Source organism: Streptomyces sp. CA-251247, from assembly GCF_050952975.1.
Lineage (GTDB): Bacteria > Actinomycetota > Actinomycetes > Streptomycetales > Streptomycetaceae > Streptomyces > Streptomyces achmelvichensis.
On sequence record NZ_CP191861.1, the window covers coordinates 1,802,091 to 1,820,108 of the forward strand.

Annotated in this window: 18 protein-coding genes; 7 read left to right on the forward strand and 11 right to left on the reverse strand. The window is 70.2% G+C overall.

From position 1 onward, the window contains the following. The first annotated feature begins 15 nt into the window (after nucleotides 1–15). The 3 genes from ACQPWZ_RS07965 to tyrS all read left to right on the forward strand — a co-directional run bounded on the left by ACQPWZ_RS07965 (nucleotide 16) and on the right by tyrS (nucleotide 4,469). A complete protein-coding gene (locus tag ACQPWZ_RS07965; protein ID WP_433570972.1) occupies nucleotides 16–1,578 on the forward strand; it encodes a TldD/PmbA family protein in 1,563 nt (520 codons plus the stop codon). Between the two features lie 171 nt (nucleotides 1,579–1,749). Continuing rightward, nucleotides 1,750–3,147: a metallopeptidase TldD-related protein gene (locus ACQPWZ_RS07970; protein WP_433570973.1), complete on the forward strand. Its 1,398-nt coding sequence runs from the start codon at nucleotides 1,750–1,752 to the stop codon at nucleotides 3,145–3,147. Between the two features lie 53 nt (nucleotides 3,148–3,200). After that, a complete protein-coding gene (gene tyrS / locus ACQPWZ_RS07975) occupies nucleotides 3,201–4,469 on the forward strand; it encodes a tyrosine--tRNA ligase (protein ID WP_356699566.1) in 1,269 nt (422 codons plus the stop codon). A 66-nt stretch (nucleotides 4,470–4,535) separates the two neighbouring features. On the opposite strand, the gene ACQPWZ_RS07980 is transcribed toward tyrS, so the two are convergent. Continuing rightward, a complete protein-coding gene (locus ACQPWZ_RS07980) occupies nucleotides 4,536–4,814 on the reverse strand; it encodes a GlsB/YeaQ/YmgE family stress response membrane protein (RefSeq protein ID WP_313947134.1) in 279 nt (92 codons plus the stop codon). Nucleotides 4,815–5,028: 214 nt separating this feature from the next. On the opposite strand from ACQPWZ_RS07980, the gene ACQPWZ_RS07985 reads away from it, so the two are divergent. Next, nucleotides 5,029–5,415: a DUF3099 domain-containing protein gene (locus ACQPWZ_RS07985; RefSeq protein WP_340472373.1), complete on the forward strand. Its 387-nt coding sequence runs from the start codon at nucleotides 5,029–5,031 to the stop codon at nucleotides 5,413–5,415. A 176-nt stretch (nucleotides 5,416–5,591) separates the two neighbouring features. Beyond that, the gene (locus ACQPWZ_RS07990; RefSeq protein ID WP_356699657.1) at nucleotides 5,592–5,840 is read left to right on the forward strand and encodes a hypothetical protein; all 249 of its coding nucleotides are present in this window, start codon (nucleotides 5,592–5,594) and stop codon (nucleotides 5,838–5,840) included. Nucleotides 5,841–5,843: 3 nt separating this feature from the next. Here ACQPWZ_RS07990 and moaA read toward each other — a convergent pair whose 3' ends face one another. The 3 genes from moaA to ACQPWZ_RS08005 all read right to left on the reverse strand — a co-directional run bounded on the left by moaA (nucleotide 5,844) and on the right by ACQPWZ_RS08005 (nucleotide 9,009). After that, nucleotides 5,844–6,833 (reverse strand): GTP 3',8-cyclase MoaA, encoded by a 990-nt coding sequence (moaA, locus tag ACQPWZ_RS07995; RefSeq protein WP_433570974.1) that lies wholly within the window; start codon nucleotides 6,831–6,833, stop codon nucleotides 5,844–5,846. Nucleotides 6,834–7,024: 191 nt separating this feature from the next. Beyond that, a complete protein-coding gene (locus ACQPWZ_RS08000; protein WP_356699561.1) occupies nucleotides 7,025–8,647 on the reverse strand; it encodes a solute symporter family protein in 1,623 nt (540 codons plus the stop codon). Then, on the reverse strand, nucleotides 8,644–9,009 hold the full coding sequence (locus ACQPWZ_RS08005) for a DUF485 domain-containing protein (RefSeq protein WP_327684947.1): 366 nt from the start codon (nucleotides 9,007–9,009) through the stop codon (nucleotides 8,644–8,646). The genes ACQPWZ_RS08000 and ACQPWZ_RS08005 overlap by 4 nt, the downstream gene beginning before the upstream one ends. A 31-nt stretch (nucleotides 9,010–9,040) precedes the next feature. On the opposite strand from ACQPWZ_RS08005, the gene ACQPWZ_RS08010 reads away from it, so the two are divergent. Then, nucleotides 9,041–9,193 carry a hypothetical protein gene (locus tag ACQPWZ_RS08010; protein ID WP_340472376.1) on the forward strand — a complete coding sequence of 51 codons (153 nt, stop codon included), beginning with the start codon at nucleotides 9,041–9,043 and terminating at the stop codon, nucleotides 9,191–9,193. Nucleotides 9,194–9,264: 71 nt separating this feature from the next. Further along, nucleotides 9,265–10,797 (forward strand): S8 family peptidase, encoded by a 1,533-nt coding sequence (locus tag ACQPWZ_RS08015; protein ID WP_340472377.1) that lies wholly within the window; start codon nucleotides 9,265–9,267, stop codon nucleotides 10,795–10,797. A 94-nt stretch (nucleotides 10,798–10,891) separates the two neighbouring features. Here ACQPWZ_RS08015 and ACQPWZ_RS08020 read toward each other — a convergent pair whose 3' ends face one another. The 7 genes from ACQPWZ_RS08020 to ACQPWZ_RS08050 all read right to left on the reverse strand — a co-directional run bounded on the left by ACQPWZ_RS08020 (nucleotide 10,892) and on the right by ACQPWZ_RS08050 (nucleotide 17,995). Continuing rightward, nucleotides 10,892–11,932 carry a zinc-dependent alcohol dehydrogenase family protein gene (locus ACQPWZ_RS08020; protein WP_433570975.1) on the reverse strand — a complete coding sequence of 347 codons (1,041 nt, stop codon included), beginning with the start codon at nucleotides 11,930–11,932 and terminating at the stop codon, nucleotides 10,892–10,894. A 96-nt stretch (nucleotides 11,933–12,028) separates the two neighbouring features. Further along, complete coding sequence (locus ACQPWZ_RS08025; RefSeq protein WP_340472379.1) at nucleotides 12,029–12,913, reverse strand: sterol desaturase family protein; 885 nt, start codon at nucleotides 12,911–12,913, stop codon at nucleotides 12,029–12,031. Between the two features lie 131 nt (nucleotides 12,914–13,044). Continuing rightward, on the reverse strand, nucleotides 13,045–13,767 hold the full coding sequence (locus tag ACQPWZ_RS08030; RefSeq protein WP_356699553.1) for a VIT1/CCC1 transporter family protein: 723 nt from the start codon (nucleotides 13,765–13,767) through the stop codon (nucleotides 13,045–13,047). Between the two features lie 24 nt (nucleotides 13,768–13,791). Continuing rightward, the gene (locus ACQPWZ_RS08035; protein ID WP_433570976.1) at nucleotides 13,792–15,021 is read right to left on the reverse strand and encodes an amidohydrolase family protein; all 1,230 of its coding nucleotides are present in this window, start codon (nucleotides 15,019–15,021) and stop codon (nucleotides 13,792–13,794) included. After that, nucleotides 15,018–16,304, reverse strand: coding sequence for an amidohydrolase family protein (locus ACQPWZ_RS08040; RefSeq protein ID WP_433570977.1), 1,287 nt, complete (start codon nucleotides 16,302–16,304; stop codon nucleotides 15,018–15,020). Before ACQPWZ_RS08040 ends, ACQPWZ_RS08035 begins: the two co-directional genes overlap by 4 nt. A gap of 9 nt (nucleotides 16,305–16,313) precedes the next feature. After that, a complete protein-coding gene (locus tag ACQPWZ_RS08045; protein WP_433570978.1) occupies nucleotides 16,314–17,198 on the reverse strand; it encodes an SDR family NAD(P)-dependent oxidoreductase in 885 nt (294 codons plus the stop codon). After that, nucleotides 17,195–17,995, reverse strand: coding sequence for an acetoacetate decarboxylase family protein (locus ACQPWZ_RS08050; RefSeq protein ID WP_433570979.1), 801 nt, complete (start codon nucleotides 17,993–17,995; stop codon nucleotides 17,195–17,197). Before ACQPWZ_RS08050 ends, ACQPWZ_RS08045 begins: the two co-directional genes overlap by 4 nt. Between the last annotated feature and the right edge of the window lie 23 nt (nucleotides 17,996–18,018).

The following is an 18,018-nucleotide window of genomic DNA, read 5'->3' on the forward strand; positions in this document are numbered from 1 at the left end:
CCACCCCGGCGCGACATGATCGGGGCGACCCGTCTCGACGACAGGAGACATTTCGTGCCTCATACCATCGACGAAGCCTTCACGGCACTGCCGCTGCGGGCGCTCGCCGACGCGGCGCTCGCCAGGGCGCGGGCGCTCGGCGCCGACCACGCCGACTTCCGCTTCGAGCGCGTACGCAGCGCGGCGTGGCGGCTGCGCGACGCCAAGCCGGCCGGCTCATCGGACACCACGGACCTCGGGTACGCGGTGCGGGTGGTGCACGGCGGCGCCTGGGGCTTCGCCTCGGGCGTCGACATGACCATGGACGGGGCCGCCCGGGTCGCGGGCCAGGCGGTCGCGATGGCGAAGCTGTCGGCGCGGGTGATCGCGGCGGCCGGCTCCGACGAGCGTGTGGAACTGGCGGACGAGCCGGTGCACGCGGAGAAGACATGGATCTCGGCGTACGAGATCAACCCCTTCGAGGTACCGGACGAGGAGAAGACGGCGCTGCTCGCCGAGTGGAGCGGGCGCCTGCTGCGGGCGGACGGCGTGGCGCACGTGGACGCCTCGCTGCTCACCGTGCACGAGAACAAGTTCTACGCCGACACCGCGGGCACGGTCACCACGCAGCAGCGGGTGCGGCTGCATCCGCAGCTCACCGCGGTCGCGGTGGACGAGACGACCGGTGAGTTCGACTCGATGCGGACCATCGCGCCGCCCGTGGGGCGCGGCTGGGAGTATCTGACCGGCACGGGCTGGGACTGGGACTCCGAGCTGGAGCAGATCCCGGAACTGCTCGCGGAGAAGATGCGCGCCCCCAGCGTGCAGGGCGGCCGCTACGACCTCGTGGTGGACCCCTCGAACCTCTGGCTCACCATCCACGAGTCGATCGGCCACGCCACCGAGCTGGACCGTGCGCTCGGCTACGAGGCGGCGTACGCGGGGACCTCCTTCGCCACCTTCGACAAGCTGGGCAAGCTGGCGTACGGCTCGTCGGTGATGAACGTGACCGGTGACCGCACCGCCGAGCACGGACTCGCCACCATCGGGTACGACGACGAGGGCGTACAGGCGCAGTCGTGGGACCTGGTCAGGGACGGCACCCTGGTGGGCTACCAACTGGACCGCCGGATCGCGAAGTTGACGGACCTCGGCCGTTCCAACGGCTGTGCGTACGCGGACTCCCCCGCGCATGTGCCGGTCCAGCGGATGGCGAACGTCTCGCTCCAGCCGGCGGCCGGCGGGCTGTCGACGGAGGATCTGATCGGCGGGGTGGAGCGCGGGATCTATGTCGTGGGCGACCGCTCGTGGTCGATCGACATGCAGCGCTACAACTTCCAGTTCACGGGTCAGCGGTTCTTCCGTATCGAGAACGGCCGGCTGGCCGGTCAGCTGCGCGATGTCGCCTACCAGGCGACGACGACGGAGTTCTGGGGCTCGATGGAGCAGGTCGGCGGCCCGCAGACGTATGTGCTGGGCGGCGCCTTCAACTGCGGCAAGGCCCAGCCGGGCCAGGTCGCCGCGGTCTCCCACGGCTGCCCCTCGGCCCTGTTCCGCGGTGTGAACATCCTGAACACGACGCAGGAGGCGGGGCGATGAGCGGGCGCGGCACGATCCGCCGGGGGTCCGGGGGTCGTCCCCCGGGCAGGCACAGTCTGAACACGACGCAGGAGGCCCGGCGATGAGCGGGCGCGACACGATCCGCCGGGGACCTGGGCGTCGTACCCCGGGCACGCACAGTCTCAACACCACGCAGGAGGCCGGACGCTGATGTCGACGAATCGCCACACCAAGCCCCACGAGATCGTCGAGCGCGCTCTCGCGCTGTCCACCGCCGACGGCTGCGTCGTCATCGCCGACGAGCAGTCCTCCGCCAATCTGCGGTGGGCCGGCAACGCCCTCACCACCAACGGCGTCACCCGCGGCCGCACCCTCACGGTGATCGCCACCGTCGACGGCAAGGAAGGCACCGCCTCCGGTGTCGTCTCCCGCTCCGCCGTCACCGCCGAGGACCTGGAACCCCTCGTCCGGGCCGCCGAGGAGGCCGCCCGCACGTCCGGTCCGGCCGAGGACGCCCAGCCGCTGGTCTCCGGGGTCGAAGCGTCGCCCGACTTCACCGACGCTCCCGTGGAGACCTCGTCGGCCGTCTTCGGGGACTTCGCGCCCGCGCTGGGCGAGGCGTTCGCCCGCGCCCGGGCCGGCGGTCGGGAGCTGTACGGATTCGCGAATCACGAGCTGACCAGCACCTATGTCGGCACCTCCAGCGGTCTGCGGCTGCGGCACGACCAGCCGAACGGCACGCTGGAGCTCAACGCCAAGTCCCCGGACCGCTCGCGCTCCGCGTGGGCCGGCCGTTCCACGCGCGACTTCAAGGACGTGGACCCGGCGGCCATGGACGAGGAGCTGGCACAGCGCCTCGGCTGGGCCGAGCGCCGGATCGAGCTGCCCGCGGGGCGCTACGAGACCCTGCTGCCACCCACCGCGGTGGCCGACCTGCTGATCTACCAGCTGTGGTCGTCGACGGCCCGGGACGCGGCCGAGGGCCGTACGGTCTTCTCCAAGCCCGGCGGCGGCACCCGCGTCGGCGAGACGCTCTCCCCCCTCCCGCTGACGCTGCGCAGCGACCCGAACGCGGCGGGCCTGGAGTCGGCGCCGTTCGTGATCGCGCACGCCTCGGGGGACGACGCCTCGGTCTTCGACAACGGTCTGCCGCTGCCGGCGACGGAGTGGGTGCGCGACGGCAAGCTGGAGCGTCTGGTGACCACGCGGCACAGTGCCGCCCTGACGGGCCTGCCGGTGGCGCCCGGCGTCGGGAACCTGATCCTCGACGGCGGCGGCGAGCGGTCGCTGGACGAGATGGTCGCGGCGACCGCCCGCGGACTGCTGCTGACCTGTCTGTGGTACATCCGTGAGGTCGACCCGGCGACGCTGCTGCTCACGGGGCTGACCAGGGACGGCGTCTATCTCGTCGAGAACGGCGAGGTGGTCGGCGAGGTGAACAACTTCCGTTTCAACGAGTCGCCGGTCGATCTGCTCTCGCGGACGACGGAGGCGGGCCGGACGGAGAAGACGCTGCCGCGCGAGTGGGGCGACTGGTTCACCCGGGCCGCGATGCCCGCGCTCCGGGTCCCCGATTTCAATATGAGTTCGGTCAGCCAGGGCGTATAACCTCGGAGGCGTCTGTAGGGACAGACGCACTCACCGAAGGAGACGCGAGAGAAGTGACGGACATCGTCGACGAGCTGCAGTGGCGCGGGCTGATCGCCCTGTCCACTGACGAGGACGCATTGCGCAAGGCGTTCGCGGACGGTCCCGTCACGTTCTATTGCGGCTTCGACCCGACCGCGCCCAGCCTGCATCTGGGCAATCTGGTCCAGATCCTCACGATGCGCCGGATCCAGCTGGCGGGGAACCGCCCGCTGGGTCTGGTCGGCGGGGCGACGGGTCTGATCGGCGACCCCAAGCCGAACTCGGAGCGCACGCTGAACGCGCCGGAGGTCGTCGCGGGCTGGGTGGACCGGCTGCGGGCGCAGATCGAGCGCTTCCTCGACTTCGACGGTCCGTACGCCGCGACCATGGTCAACAACCTGGACTGGACGTCGGGTCTGTCGGCGATCGACTTCCTGCGGGACGTGGGCAAGTACTTCCGGGTCAACAAGATGATCGCGAAGGAGGCGGTCGCCCGGCGGCTGAACTCGGACGCGGGCATCAGCTACACCGAGTTCAGCTACCAGATCCTTCAGGGCATGGACTTCCTGGAGCTGAACCGGCGGTACGGCTGCACGCTGCAGACCGGCGGCAGCGACCAGTGGGGCAACCTCACCGCGGGTACGGATCTGATCCACCGGGTCGAGCCGCAGGCCGTGGTGCACGCGCTGGCCACCCCGCTGATCACCAAGGCGGACGGCACCAAGTTCGGCAAGACGGAGTCCGGCACCGTCTGGCTGGACCCGGAGCGGACCACGCCGTACGCCTTCTACCAGTTCTGGCTGAACGCGGACGACCGTGATGTCTCCACGTTCCTGCGGATCTTCAGCTTCCGGTCCCACGAGGAGATCGAGGAGCTGGAGAAGCTGACGGAGGAGCGTCCGCAGGCGCGCGCGGCCCAGCGCGCGCTCGCGGAGGAGCTGACCACGCTGGTGCACGGAGCCGACGAGTGTGCCGCCGTCGTCAACGCCTCCAAGGCGCTGTTCGGACAGGGCGATCTGTCCGAGCTCGACGAGCCGACGCTGCGTGCCGCTCTGTCGGAGCTGCCGCACGCCCGGGTCGCCGCGCTGGCGCCGGTCGTCGATCTGTTCGCCGAGGTCGGTCTCGTCCCCAGCAAGTCGGCCGCCCGCCGCACCGTGAAGGAGGGCGGGGCCTACGTGAACAACGCCAAGGTCACGGCCGAGGACGCGGTCCCCGGCCAGGAGGATCTGCTGCACGGCCGCTGGCTCGTCCTGCGCCGCGGCAAGAAGAACCTCGCCGCCGTCGAGGTGGCCACGGCCTGACACGGCCGCCGGCCGGGCTGTCCGCAGCCCGGCCGGCGATCGAGGTACCGAGGGACCCGTTCCGGGTCAGGCGCGTTCCTTCTTGCTGCCGCGTACCGAGGTGTACGCCATGTCACCGAGGAAGACGATCACGATCGCCGCTCCCAACTGGAGCGCGTGCCGGCCCCAGTCGATGCCCGGGGTGGCCGCGATGCCGAAGGCACGCGCCAGGGCGTTGCCGATCAGGGCGCCGATGATGCCGAAAATGGTGGTCAGCCAGAGCGGGCTGTGCTGCTTGCCCGGGATGATCGCCTTGGCGATCAGGCCCAGCACGAATCCGACGATGATGGCCCACAACCAGCCCATGGCTGCCTCCTTGTCAGGCTCTGCGAGCAGGTACGCCGCCAGTCTCGGCCCATCGGACATACCGCGCATGTCGGGCGGCGCCATCCGTGCCACGGCCCCGTCACGGCCCGCGCGCGTCCACCCGACCCCCTCTCGTAACCGGCGGAACGGCGGCGTACCGTGGACCTGGTCAGGACCAGGGAGCGTCCGGCAGGGAAATCGGGTGGTGATCGTGATGCGGAAGCAGACGAACGCAGAGGTCTTCCGGATCACCGGGGCCCGGCAGGGTCTCGCCGACGATGTCCGCGGACGGCAGCGGCGTTATGTGATCTCGATGTCGGTACGGACCATTTCCGTGATTCTCGCCGCCACCTTGTGGAATGTGGAACGTCATGTGGCGATCGTGGCCCTCGTGCTCGGCATCCTCCTGCCCTATGTGGCCGTCGTGATCGCCAACGCGGGCCGGGAGAACGCCCCTTCGATGCCGTCGACGTACGTGCCCACACCGTCGCGGCCGATGCTCCCGCCTCCCGCGACAACCTCCTCGACGAGTGCCTCGGCGGAATCCGAGGCCGGCGCGGGGCCCTTTGCGAAAGAGACTCCGGAGCGCGAACGGAGCTGAATTCCCCGGGCTTGCCAAGCTCAGGAAAAGCTCAGATCAATCATGAAGTTCCGGTGCCTCGCACCCCGTTACCCGTGACATACTTCGTACGCGCTCCGCATCCCCCGTCGGAGCGACGGACCGACGCCGGGCAGCTCCCCCCGTGGCTGCTCGGCGTCGCCTTTGTGGTGGGCATGATGGGGGACAATGATCCGGTGAGTGACGAGACCCCGATCTGTTCCGCCAAGGGCTGCCGTACGGCAGCGGTGTGGGTGCTGGCGTGGAACAACCCGAAGCTGCACACACCGGAGCGCCGTAAGACCTGGCTCGCGTGCGACGAGCACCGTGAGCATCTGTCCCACTTCCTCGACCTGCGCGGCTTCCTCAAGGATGTCGTGACGCTCGAGGAGTGGGAGAGGGACGCCGGAGCGGCCGGCGAGCGCTGAGGCTCAGCCGCCGATCGCCGACATGGGGCGGTCGGGCTGGAGGAACGAGGGGTCGTCGAGACCCGAGCCGGCCTTCTTGCCCCACATGGCCAGCCGCCACAGCCGGGCGACCTCCTCGTCGGGCGCGTCCGAGCGCAGGGCGGCCCGCAGGTCCGTCTCCTCACGGGCGAACAGACAGGTGCGGACCTGGCCGTCGGCGGTGAGCCGGGTGCGGTCGCAGGCGCTGCAGAAGGGGCGGGTGACGGAGGCGATGACGCCGACGCGATGCGGTCCGCCGTCCACCAGCCAGCGCTCCGCGGGCGCCGAGCCACGCTCGCCGTCGTCCTCGGCGGTGAGCGTGAAGCGGGTGCGCAGGGACTCCAGGATGTCACCGGCGGTGATCATGCCGTCGCGCTTCCAGCCGTGCTGGGCGTCCAGCGGCATCTGCTCGATGAAGCGCAGTTCGTAGTCGTGCTCCACGGCCCAGGCGAGGAGGTCGGGTGCCTCGTCGTCGTTGAGGCCCGGCATGAGCACCGTGTTCACCTTGACCGGGGTCAGGCCCGCGTCCCGGGCGGCCTCCAGGCCGTCGAGGACGTCGCGGTGCCGGTCGCGGCGGGTCAGTGTCTTGAAGACGTCGGGGCGCAGGGTGTCCAGCGAGACGTTGACGCGGTCCAGGCCCGCGGCCTTGAGCGCGGCCGCCGTGCGCTTGAGTCCGATGCCGTTGGTGGTCAGCGACATCCGGGGGCGGGGCTCCAGGGCCGCGCAGCGCTCCACGATCCCGACCAGGCCGGGCCGCAGCAGCGGCTCGCCGCCCGTGAACCTGACCTCGGTGATACCGAGGGTGGTCACGGCGATACGGATGAGGCGGACGATCTCGTCGTCGCTGAGCAGATCGGGCTTGGCCAGCCACTGCAGTCCCTCTTCGGGCATGCAGTAGGTGCATCGCAGATTGCACCGGTCGGTCAGGGAAACGCGCAGGTCCGTAGCCACACGGTCAAAAGTGTCGATGAGCACTGTGGGCCCCCTCCCCGGAACGGAACGGATCTGTCTGGATCTGTTGTGCGGATCTCTCTGTTGTCGAGCCTACGTCAGGCCTGTGACATCGGTAGGGGCCCGATTGTCACGAGGTACGACGCGGCCGCGTCGTAGGACTCTACGACGCGGCCGCGCTGTGGACCCGTACAACCGTCCGCAGGAGAACCGGATCAGTGGGCTCCGGTGCCGGTGAGGGACTTGACCTCCAGCTCCGCGTACTTGCCCTTGTCGGGCTCCTCCTTGGAGAGCAGCGAGCCGATCCAGCCGAGCAGGAAGCCCAGCGGGATGGACACGAGCCCGGGGTTCTCCAGCGGGAACCAGTAGAAGTCGAGGTTCTTGAACATCGACGTGGGCTTGCCGGAGACGACCGGCGAGAAGAGCACCAGGACCACGGAGGCGGTCAGACCGCCGTAGATGGACCACAGGGCGCCCTGGGTGGTGAACCTCTTCCAGAACAGGCTGTAGAGGATCGTGGGCAGGTTCGCCGACGCGGCGACCGCGAACGCGAGGGCGACGAGTCCGGCGACGTTGAGGTCGCGGGCGAGCGCACCGAGGCCGATGGAGACGACACCGATGGCGACCGTCGCCCAGCGGGCCGCGCGGACCTCCTCCTTCTCGGTGGCCTGTCCCTTGCGGATGACGTTGGCGTAGATGTCGTGCGCGAAGGACGAGGACGAGGCGAGCGTCAGTCCCGCGACCACGGCGAGGATGGTGGCGAAGGCGACCGCGGAGATCACCGCGAGCAGGATGGCGCCGCCGGCGGAATCGACGCCGCCGATGTGCAGGGCGAGCAGCGGCGCCGCCGTGTTGCCCGCCTTGTTGGACGCGGTGATTTCCTCCGGCCCGACGAGTGCCGCCGCTCCGAAGCCGAGCGCGATGGTCATCAGGTAGAAGCCACCGATGATGCCGATGGCCCAGATGACCGACTTACGGGCGGCCTTGGCCGTCGGGACGGTGTAGAAGCGGATGAGGATGTGCGGCAGTCCGGCGGTGCCGAGGACGAGCGCGATGCCGAGGGAGATGAAGTCCAGCTTCGAGGTCTCGGTCACGCCGTACTTGAGTCCGGGCTCCAGGAACGCCGAGCCCTTGCCGCTCTTCTCGGCCGCGGTGCCGAGCAGGTCGGAGATGTTGAAGTTGAACTTCAGCAGCACCAGGAAGGTGATGAGCAGGGTGCCCGCGATGAGCAGGACAGCCTTGACCATCTGCACCCAGGTGGTGCCCTTCATACCGCCGATGGTGACGTACACGATCATCAGCAGACCGACGAGGGCGACGATCGCGACCTTGCCGGCGTCGCTGGTGATGCCGAGCAGCAGGGAGACGAGCACACCGGCGCCGGCCATCTGCGCGAGCAGATAGAAGATCGAGACGACGATGGTGGAGGTGCCCGCCGCGGTACGGACCGGACGCTGGCGCATCCGGTAGGCGAGGACGTCGCCCATCGTGTAGCGGCCGGAGTTGCGCAGCGGTTCCGCGACCAGCAGCAGCGCGACCAGCCAGGCCACCAGGAAGCCGATGGAGTACAGGAAGCCGTCGTAGCCGAAGAGGGCGATGGCACCCGCGATACCGAGGAACGAGGCCGCCGACATGTAGTCGCCGGAAATGGCCAGACCGTTCTGGAAACCGGTGAACTGACGGCCGCCCGCGTAGAAGTCGGAGGCACTCTTGGTCTGCCGGCCGGCCCAGACGGTGATGCCCAGGGTCGCCACCACGAAGAGCGCGAACAAAGTGATGATCAGCGGCCGGTGCTCGGTGGTCGCGCTGTCCGCCGCCAGCTGGAGGGTGTTGCTCACAGCTCTGCCTCCATACGGGACTTGATCGCCTCACCCTTCGGGTCGAGCTTCGCCGCGGCAAAACGCGAGTAGAGCCAGGCGATGAGGAACGTCGTGGCGAACTGGGCGAGGCCGAAGACGAAGGCCACGTTGATGTTGCCGAAGAGCTTGGTGCCCATGAAGCCGCCCGCGTAGTTCGAGAGCAGCACGTACAGCAGGTACCAGCTGATGAAGGCAATGGTCAGGGGGAAGGCGAAGGAGCGGTAGGTGCGGCGCAGTTCGCCGAATTCCGGACTCTCCTGCACCTCGACGAACTGCTCTGTCGTGGGCTGGGCGGGACTGCCGTCCGAACCGCCCTTCGGCGGCGGTGCATCGGATGCCACGGAATCTCCTCGCGAAGCGGGTGCGGTGGGGATGGACAAGAAAGAACGTGCTGTCAGGGAACGGTTTGATGTTGCTCCACTCCCTGACAACGGCACGGAGAGCACGCCGGGCCGGTTCAACATCAGCCTTTTTCTTCTTGGTTTTCTTCTCGAACACATTGATGAGGATCAAGATCGGCGATAGCTTCGCTGGTCATGTACCCGCCCATGCGCACCGGGTGTCTGGGCGGTTGACACGGATGATGTGGAGAACCCATGGCTCATCTGGGATCCAGACGGCGGCGCGCCATTGCCCTGCCCGCAGGTCTGGCGCTCACGGCCTCGCTCGGCTTCCTTCCCGCGGGAGCCGCCTCGGCAGCCCCGGCGGACGAGACGCCCGCGGTGGTGGCGACCGACGGTCCGAAGCTGTCGTACGTGGTGAACGTCAAGAGCGGTCACAGCACCGCCAAGTCGGTGAAGAAGGCCATAGCCAAGGCCGGCGGCTCGGTGGTGATCGCCTACGACCAGATAGGCGTCATTGTCGTCCACTCGCAGAACCCGGACTTCGCCAAGACGATCCGCAAGGTCAGGGGTGTCGACTCGGCCGGTGCCACGCGTACCGCGCCGCTCGCCGCCGCGACCGACACGGCCATCGAGTCGGAGCGTCCGCTCACCGCGGCCGAGGCCAAGGCCGCCGCCACGAAGGCCGGCGCGGACCAGGACCCGCTCGAGCCGCTCCAGTGGGACCTGCCCGCCATCAAGGCCGACCAGGCCCACAAGAAGTCGCTCGGCAGCAAGAAGGTCACGGTCGCGGTCATCGACACGGGCGTGGACGACACCCACCCCGACCTCGCGCCCAACTTCGACACGCGCGCCTCGGCGAACTGTGTCACCGGCAAGCCCGACACGACTCCCGGTTCGTGGCGGCCCGCCGCGAACGAGAGCGACCACGGCACACACGTCGCGGGCACGATAGCCGCGGCCAAGAACGGCGTCGGCGTCACCGGTGTCGCGCCGGGCGTCAAGGTCTCCGGCATCAAGGTGTCGACCACCGAGGGCTTCTTCTACACGGAGGCCGTCGTCTGCGGCTTCGTGTGGGCGGCCGAGCACGGCGTCGACGTGACCAACAACAGCTACTACACCGACCCGTGGCTGTTCAACTGCAAGAATGACGCGGACCAGAAGGCGCTGATCGACGCCCACGCGCGCGCCATCAAGTACGCCGAGCGCAAGGGCGCGGTGAACGTCGCCGCGGCCGGCAACTCGCGGATGGACCTGGCGGCGGACGAGCTCACGGACACCACGAGCCCGAACGACACGACCCCGGGCACGCGCGTCATCGACCCGAGTGAGTGCCTGGACATTCCCACGCAGATCCCGGGGGTCGTCACGGTCTCCGCGCTCGGTGCGAAGAACCTGAAGGCCTCGTACTCCAACTACGGCAACGGCGTGATCGACATCTCCGCCCCCGGCGGCGACTCGACGATCTACCAGAAGCCCGAGGCTCCGGCCGTCGACGGCCGCATCCTGTCGACGCTGCCGAACGGCGGCTACGGCTACAAGGCCGGTACGTCGATGGCCTCGCCGCACGTCGCGGGCGTCGTCGCGCTCATCAAGTCGAAGCACCTGAACGCTTCGGCGGCCGCCGTGAAGGCGATGCTGTACGGGCAGGCCGACGACACGGCCTGCACGAACCCGTACGACATCGACGGCAACGGCACCGTCGACGCGGTCTGCGTCGGCAGCAAGCGGGACAACGGCTTCTACGGAACGGGCGTCGCCGACGCCCTGGACGCGGTTCGCCGGTAATCGCACCGCAGGAGGGGCCGGACGCGATCACCGCGTCCGGCCCCTCCGTATGTCTCGTCGTCTCTCCGGCAGGATCCCAACGACAGGCCCTGGGTCAGGGCTTGACGAGGACCTTCAGCGCCGTGCGCTCGTCCATCGCCCGGTAGCCGGCCGGAACGCCGTCGAGCCCGACCGACAGGTCGAAGACCGGCGACGGGTCGACGGAGCCGTCCAGGACGTCCGGCAGCAGCTCGGGGATGTAGGCGCGCACGGGTGCGACCCCACCGCGCAGCGAGATGTTGCGGTCGAACATCACGCTCAGGTCCAGGCCGGTGCCGCTGCCGTGCGGCACGCCGACATAGCCGATCGCGCCGCCGTCGCGGGTGATCCCGACGGCCGTACGCATCGACTGCTCGGTACCGACGGCCTCGATCACGGCGTGGGCACCGCCGCCGGTCAGCTCGCGGACGGCCTCGACGGCCGCGTCACCGCGCTCGGCGACGACATCGGTGGCGCCGAAGGTACGGGCGATGTCGGTGCGGGCTTCGTGACGGCCCAGCGCGATGATCCGCTCGGCACCGAGCCGCTTGGCGGCCAGCACACCGCAGAGCCCGACCGCGCCGTCGCCCACGACGGCGACCGTGGTGCCCCGGGTCACGCCGGCGCCGACAGCGGCGTGGTGGCCGGTGCCGAGGACGTCGGACAGCGCGAGCAGCGCCGTCAGCAGCCGGTCGTCGGACGCGGCCTCGGGGGGAAGCTTGACGAGGGTCCCGTCGGCGAACGGCACCCGGACCGCCTCGCCCTGGCCGCCGTCGGAGCCGACGGAGCCCCAGAAGCCGCCTCGGGGGCAGGAGGTCTGGAGGCCGGCTGCGCAGTACTCGCAGATGCCGTCGGACCAGACGAAGGGCGCGACGACCAGATCGCCGGGCCTCAATCCGGTGACCTCGGCGCCCGCTTCCTCGACGACGCCGAGGAACTCGTGCCCGATGCGCTGCCCCGGCTGCCGGGCGCTCTCACCGCGGTAGGCCCACAGGTCGCTGCCGCAGATACAGGCCCGCAGCACTCGCAGGACCACGTCGGTGGGCTGCTGGACCACGGGATCGGGCACCTCCTCCACGCGGATGTCGTGCGGGGCGTGGATGACGGTGGCGCGCATGCTGCGGGTCCTTGCTGATCAGTCGGATCGGACGATCGTCCGACTTCACGGTACGCCCGCGGGAACGGCCCCGAGACGCCGGCCGGGGTGTGCGCGTCAGGCGACCTTCTCCGGGGCCGGTGCCGGTGTCTCCGACGCGGTGGTTCCCCTGCCGGCCGGCTGCCAGCCGGGTCCGCGGAACACCCGCCCGGCCCGCTCCCGCCAGGTGGCCGCCGCCCGTACGTCGCGGGCGATGGCCGCGTACTCATGGGTGGCCACCCGCAGCGGGTTGTAGGTGTCGATGTTCTTGGTGAGCCCGAAGACGGGCCGCTCGGTCTCCGGCGCGAAGGAGCCGAAGAGCCGGTCCCACACGATGAGGATGCCGCCGAAGTTGCGGTCCAGGTAGCCGCCCTGCGAGGCGTGGTGCACCCGGTGGTGCGAGGGCGTGTTCAGGACGTACTCGAAGGGCCGCGGCAGCTTGTCGATCCGCTCCGTGTGGATCCAGAACTGGTAGACCAGGCTGGCGGACGAGCAGAAGGCGAGCGCGGCCGGATGCACTCCGCAGGCGACGAGCGGCAGATAGAACGGCCAGACGGTCAGGCTCGTCCAGGGCTGGCGCAGGGCCGTGCTGAGGTTGAACTTCCGGCTGGAGTGGTGGACCACGTGGCAGGCCCACAGGATGCGGACCACGTGGTGCCCGCGGTGGTTGAAGTAGTAGAAGAAGTCCTGGGCGAGCAGCATCAGCGGCACGGTCCACCACAGGACGGGCACACGGGCCGGGGTCAGTTCGTACACCAGCGTGTAGATCGCCAGGATCGGGATCTTCCAGAAGAAGTCGAAGGCGAGGCTGCCGAGCCCCATCCCCAGACTGGTCGCGGCGTCCTTGGACTCGTATCCGGCGGCGTCGTCGTCGGGGTGGAGTCGGTAGCTGACCATCTCCAGGACGGTGAGCAGCACGAAGGCGGGTATCGACCACAGCACGACATCGGGCAGGTGCGGCATGCGTGCACGGTAGAGGCACGGTGAGGGGCACGGCTAGATGGTGTTACCGACAAGTATGCGAGACGGGATGTCAGCAGACTGTGTGCATACCCGGGGCATCCCGGCAGACGGGCCCGTCGGCGGACCGCCCGTCAGGCCCCCACCGCGCCCAGCAGTGATCCGGCTCCGTACGTCACCGCCATCGCCACCGCTCCCCCGCCGACGTTGCGCACCACCGCCCGGCCGGCGGGGGCGTCTCCGAGGCGGGCGCTCCACCAGCCGGTGAACGTGAGGGCCAGGAGGACCGAGACGACGGTCACCGGCAGCCGGAGCTGATCCGGAGGCAGCACGATCGCCAGCAGGGGCAGCAGCGCGCCGGTCGTGAAGGCGAGCAGGCTCGCGAGGGCCGCGCGCCAGGGGTCGGCCAGATCGTCCGGGTCGATGCCGAGCTCCACACTCGCGTGGGCGCGCAGCGCGTCGCGCTCGGTGAGCTGGACGGCCGCCTCGCGGGCCACCTCCCGTGACAGCCCCCGGTCCGTCAGCAGGCCGGTCAGTTCCTCGAGTTCGGCGTCCGGCTGCTCGCGCAGTTCCCGCTTCTCCAGGGTCAGTGCCGCCTTCTCCGAGTCCCGCTGGGTGGACACGGAGACGTACTCGCCGGTGGCCATGGACATCGAACCGGCGAGCAGGCCGGCGAGGCCCGCGGTCAGCAGGGCGTCGCGGTCGGACGTGGCACCCGCGACGCCCACCACGAGACCGGCGGTGGAGACGATGCCGTCGTTGGCGCCGAGCACCGCGGCCCGCAGCCAGTTCAGCCGCGCGCCGAGTGCTCGGCCGTGGGGCTCGTCATGCGGCGTTCGGGGAGGCGCTCCACTCATGCCGGGAGGTTCCCACCGCGGGTGTCACCACACACGCACCGACCCGCCCCGGGCGAACGCGGGGCTGGTGGCGCCCTGCGGGACGTCGTCCAGCGGCCGGGCGATCTCCTCCACCGTCGGACCGACGCCCGCCGCGATCGGGTCGAGCAGGCCGAGGTCGAAGCCGTAGACCCGGGCGGCGTTCCCCCCGGCCATCGCGGCGATCTCCTCGGGCGGCAGACCCGCGTAGGCGATGCGGAGGCCTTCGCGGGAGTAGGGGGTGGTGCCTTCGTCGTGCGGGTAGTCGCAGCCCCACATGATCTTGTCGAGGCCGATCCGGTCACGCAGCGGCACCTCGTGGGGACGCATGAAGCTGGCTCCGACGAAGCAGTTGTCCCGCCAGACCTCGCTCGGCCCCCGGCCCATCGCGGCGGCGAGCCCGGCGCCGAACTTGGACTCGGCCGTCGCCGTCCGGGCCGCCGCCGCGACCAGCCTCCCGTGGTAGTAGTCGAGCATGTCGAGCACGCCCGGGATCCAGCCGGAGCCCTGCTCGGTCAGCACCAGGGTGAGGCCCGGGTGACGGCGGAAGGCACCGCCGAAGATCAGATGCCACAGCGCCCGGTGCGAGAACCAGGTCGTCTCCACCATGAAGACCGCCCGGGCCGCCGGTTCCTCGCCCAGCGGCGGGGACGCCGATCCACCGTGATGGTTGACGGGTACGCCGAGTTCGTCGCAGACCGCCCAGATCGGGTCGTACGTCTGCGAGTACAGCTCCGGCAGTCCGGAGCCCGGCGGGGTGCCGGGCAGCAGGATCCCGCCGGTGAGACCGGCCTGCCGGGTGCGGCGGATCTCCCGCACCGCCTCGTCGGGGTCGTTCAGCAGGATCTGCGCGACCCCGGCGCGGCGTCCGGGGGCCTCGGCGCAGAAGTCGGCGAGCCAGCGGTTGTGGGCGCGCAGTCCGGCCCAGCGTCGTTCGTACTCCTCGCGGGTGGGCGCCGGGGCCATCAGCGAGGCGCTGGGGAAGAACGGCGGGATGGTGTTCGGGTAGACGACCTCGGCGACGATGCCGTCCGCCTCCAGTTCCGTGAGCCTGCGCGCCGAGTTCCAGTTGCGGTCGGCCGTGTCGGCGAGCAGGTCCTCGTACGGATTGACGTAGGTGGCGGCCCAGGCGTCGAAGTCGTCGTGGTGGCGCTTCTCCAAGTACGGCCGGTAGTCCAGGAGATCGGCGCCCGCGTGGCAGTCGGCGGAGATGACGGTGTAGCGGCGGGCGCTCATCCCCGCACCCCCAGGACGGGGAAGTCCTGGCCGGTCAGCCAGTGCCGGCCGGCCTCGCGCGACGCGGCCCAGGAGGCCTCCACGGCCTGCTGGTCGGCCAACTGGCCGAGCTCTGCCGGGGTGGGGCCGATACGCCGGGCAACAGGCTCCAGTTTCGCGGTGTCGAAGCCGAAGACCTCGGCGGCGGCCAGACCCAGCATCCGGCGGGTCTCCGCGACGGGGATGTCGTGGAAGGTGTTCCTCAGCCACTCGCGGGTCTTCGGCCAGGTGCCCTCGGGGTGCGGGAAGTCGCTGCCCCACAGGATGTTGTCGACGCCGATCTCGTACCGCTGCGCGAGTTCGCGGCGCTTGGTGTTGGTGGCGCAGACGAAGACCTGCCGGTCGAGGTACTCGCTGGGCGGGCGCCGCAGTTCGGCGAACGGGGAGAGCTTCTTGCCGCCGTGCGCCCCGAGGTAGAGCCGGTCCATGAACCACAGCAGGTTCGGCAGCCACCAGCAGCCGGACTCGGCGACGCCGAACCGCAGCCCCGGGTGGCGTTCGAAGACTCCGGACCAGAGCAGGAACCACAGCGGGCGGGCCGGCCACCAGGTGACCTCGGAGACATAGATGCCGAGGTGGTCGCCGTACTCGTGGCGCGGTGCCGCGCCGGAGTGGGTGACCAGGGGCATGCCCGTCTCCTCGGCGGCCGCCCAGACCGGGTCGTACCGCCGGTCGTGGTAGGGGGCCTTGTCCATCCACATCGAGGGGATCATCAGGGCGCCGAGGCCCGACTCCCTGGCCCGGTGGATCTCGGCGACGACGCGCCCGACCTCGCCCGTGACGGGCAGCAGCGCCACCCCGCAGTGCCGTTCGGGGTGTTCGCCGACGAACTCGGCGAGCCACCGGTTGTGGGCCTGGGCCCCGGCCATCCCGAGGTCCGGGTCCTGGTCGCCGCGGAGACCGAGCCCGACACCGAAGGGCGCGGCGGTGCCGCTGTCGACAGCGTCCGCGTCGGGGAAGACCACTTCGGCGGCGATTCCGTCGCCGTCGAGTTCCTTGATGCGCTGATCCGAGTCCCAACCCCCCTTCAGGCCCTCCTCGTTGTCGCTGAACCACCGGGCGGCGAAGTCCTCGTTGCGCACGCCGAGGCGTGTCATCTCCTCACGCCGGGCGTCCCGGCCCGCGAGGAACTCGTCGAACGCGCGGTGGAACCGGGCGTCCAGATAGGGCCGGTACCGCTCCGTCGGCAGTCCGGCGTGGCAGTCGGAGGAGATGATCAGGTACGGGTCGTTCCGGTCCGTCATGACACGTCCTCAATCCAGGATGAAGCGCTCGAGGTAGGAGGGGTCGGTCCGGTCGAGCATCGACGCCGACCGGGCGCGGATCTGCCGGTCGCTGTGCTCGCCCGGCGGCAGCATCCAGAAACGGCCGGCACGGATGCCCTCGACGACGAACGCGGCGACGTCCTCGACCGGGGTGAAGGCCACGTCCTGCCCGGCCTCCTTCATCGCCGCCTCCCACTGGCCGAGGGTGCGGTACGGGGTCCTGCGGGGCCGTTCCTTCGCATAGCGCGAGGGCCTGTTGCGGTGCGACTCCCACAGTCCGGTACGGAGCATGTGGGGGCCCGGGAAGAGGACGGAGGCGCCGACGCGGGCGTTCTCCGCCTTCAGATGGGCGTACAGCGACTCGGTCATGGTGACGACGGCCGCCTTGGTGACGGCGTAGACGGAAGCGGTCGGCAGCGGGGCGATGCCCCCGTCGCCGGAGGAGGTGTTGACGACGTGGCCGGGCTGGCCGCTCGCGATCATCCGCGGCACGAAGGCCTGGATGCCGTGGAAGACACCCCAGACGTTGACGGCGAAGGCCCACTTCCAGTCGTTGGGCTCGTGCTCCCACATCCGTCCCTCGGCGCCCGATCCGACCCCGGCGTTGTTGCAGAGCACATGCACGGCGCCGAAGGCTTCGTAGGCGGCGTCGGCGAGCGCGAACACCGCGTCGCGGTCGGCGACGTCGACGACCCGGGCAAGCACCTTCGCGCCGTCGCCGGTGAGTTCGTCGGCGGCCTCGCGCAGGGCGCTCTCCTCGACGTCGGCGAGGACCACCGCGAGGCCCTCGGCGGCGAACCGCCGTGCCATCGCGCGTCCGATGCCACTGGCGGCCCCGGTGACCACGGCGACCTGTCCCTCGGTGAGCTTCACTGGACGCTCCCTGCGGGCGGGCCGTCCAGGATCTGCTGCGGGTCGTCGTAGCGCTGGTGGAGGTAGGGCAGGAACTCCCGCGCGCTCACCCGCCCGGCGACGGTGCCCTTCTGGTCGCTGGTCTTCTCGCCGATGGTCAGCTCGACGACGCGGCGTACGGGGAGGTCGGCGACGGGGTCGTACATGGACTCGCGGAGCACCACGTCGCCGGTGAGCCGCTCCAGTCGGCGGACCTTCTCGTGGCGGACGCAGTGCACGAGGACGGGGTCGGCGTCGAAACCCGAACCGTCCACGGCGGGCAGGAACTTGAAGTAGAAGTCGAGCTTCTCGGCCGGCTCCGGCAGCGGGAGCGGTCCGGCGACGGCGCCGCGCACCTCCACGAAGGCGATGCCGTGCCGGGCGAGCGCGGCCCGGACGACGAGTCCGTCCCGCTCCAGGGTGACGTCGCCCAGCTTCTTCGGCTCTCCGAACACCTCGCGGCCGCCGATCAGCGCGCGTTCGTGGGTCATCGGCATGACCAGCGGGTACCAGCCCTCCCGTCCGTCGTGCAGGGCCGAGACCGCGACCGAACCGGCGCCGAGCGGATAGCCGGGCAGTTGCACACGGCTGACGGCGGCTCGTACGAGCGGCCGTTCGGCCGGCATCAGCGGTGGCGGCAGTACGGCGGCCACCGCGTCCGGATCGCTCTCCCACACCGCGACGACACCCGTCGACCAGATGTCGGGGAGCTTGGTTCCTGCCGCGCGGGCAGCGGAGATCTCCGCTGCCGAGCGCGCGCCGTACCGTACGCGTGTCATGTCGTACCGCCCTTCCTGGGAGT

What these genes read in the sequence shown, in the direction of transcription:
- ACQPWZ_RS08050 (WP_433570979.1), bottom strand. Translation starts at nt 17,995, where the DNA reads ATGACACGCGTACGGTACGGCGCGCGCTCGGCAGCGGAGATCTCCGCT.
- ACQPWZ_RS08020 (WP_433570975.1), bottom strand. Translation starts at nt 11,932, where the DNA reads ATGCGCGCCACCGTCATCCACGCCCCGCACGACATCCGCGTGGAGGAG.
- ACQPWZ_RS08010 (WP_340472376.1), top strand. Translation starts at nt 9,041, where the DNA reads ATGGACAAGAAAGAACGTGCTGTCAGGGAACGGTTTGATGTTGCTCCA.
- ACQPWZ_RS08040 (WP_433570977.1), bottom strand. Translation starts at nt 16,304, where the DNA reads ATGACGGACCGGAACGACCCGTACCTGATCATCTCCTCCGACTGCCAC.
- ACQPWZ_RS08015 (WP_340472377.1), top strand. Translation starts at nt 9,265, where the DNA reads ATGGCTCATCTGGGATCCAGACGGCGGCGCGCCATTGCCCTGCCCGCA.
- ACQPWZ_RS08035 (WP_433570976.1), bottom strand. Translation starts at nt 15,021, where the DNA reads ATGAGCGCCCGCCGCTACACCGTCATCTCCGCCGACTGCCACGCGGGC.
- ACQPWZ_RS07985 (WP_340472373.1), top strand. Translation starts at nt 5,029, where the DNA reads ATGCGGAAGCAGACGAACGCAGAGGTCTTCCGGATCACCGGGGCCCGG.
- ACQPWZ_RS07990 (WP_356699657.1), top strand. Translation starts at nt 5,592, where the DNA reads ATGGGGGACAATGATCCGGTGAGTGACGAGACCCCGATCTGTTCCGCC.
- ACQPWZ_RS07970 (WP_433570973.1), top strand. Translation starts at nt 1,750, where the DNA reads ATGTCGACGAATCGCCACACCAAGCCCCACGAGATCGTCGAGCGCGCT.
- ACQPWZ_RS08030 (WP_356699553.1), bottom strand. Translation starts at nt 13,767, where the DNA reads ATGAGTGGAGCGCCTCCCCGAACGCCGCATGACGAGCCCCACGGCCGA.
- ACQPWZ_RS08025 (WP_340472379.1), bottom strand. Translation starts at nt 12,913, where the DNA reads ATGCCGCACCTGCCCGATGTCGTGCTGTGGTCGATACCCGCCTTCGTG.
- ACQPWZ_RS07980 (WP_313947134.1), bottom strand. Translation starts at nt 4,814, where the DNA reads ATGGGCTGGTTGTGGGCCATCATCGTCGGATTCGTGCTGGGCCTGATC.
- ACQPWZ_RS07965 (WP_433570972.1), top strand. Translation starts at nt 16, where the DNA reads ATGATCGGGGCGACCCGTCTCGACGACAGGAGACATTTCGTGCCTCAT.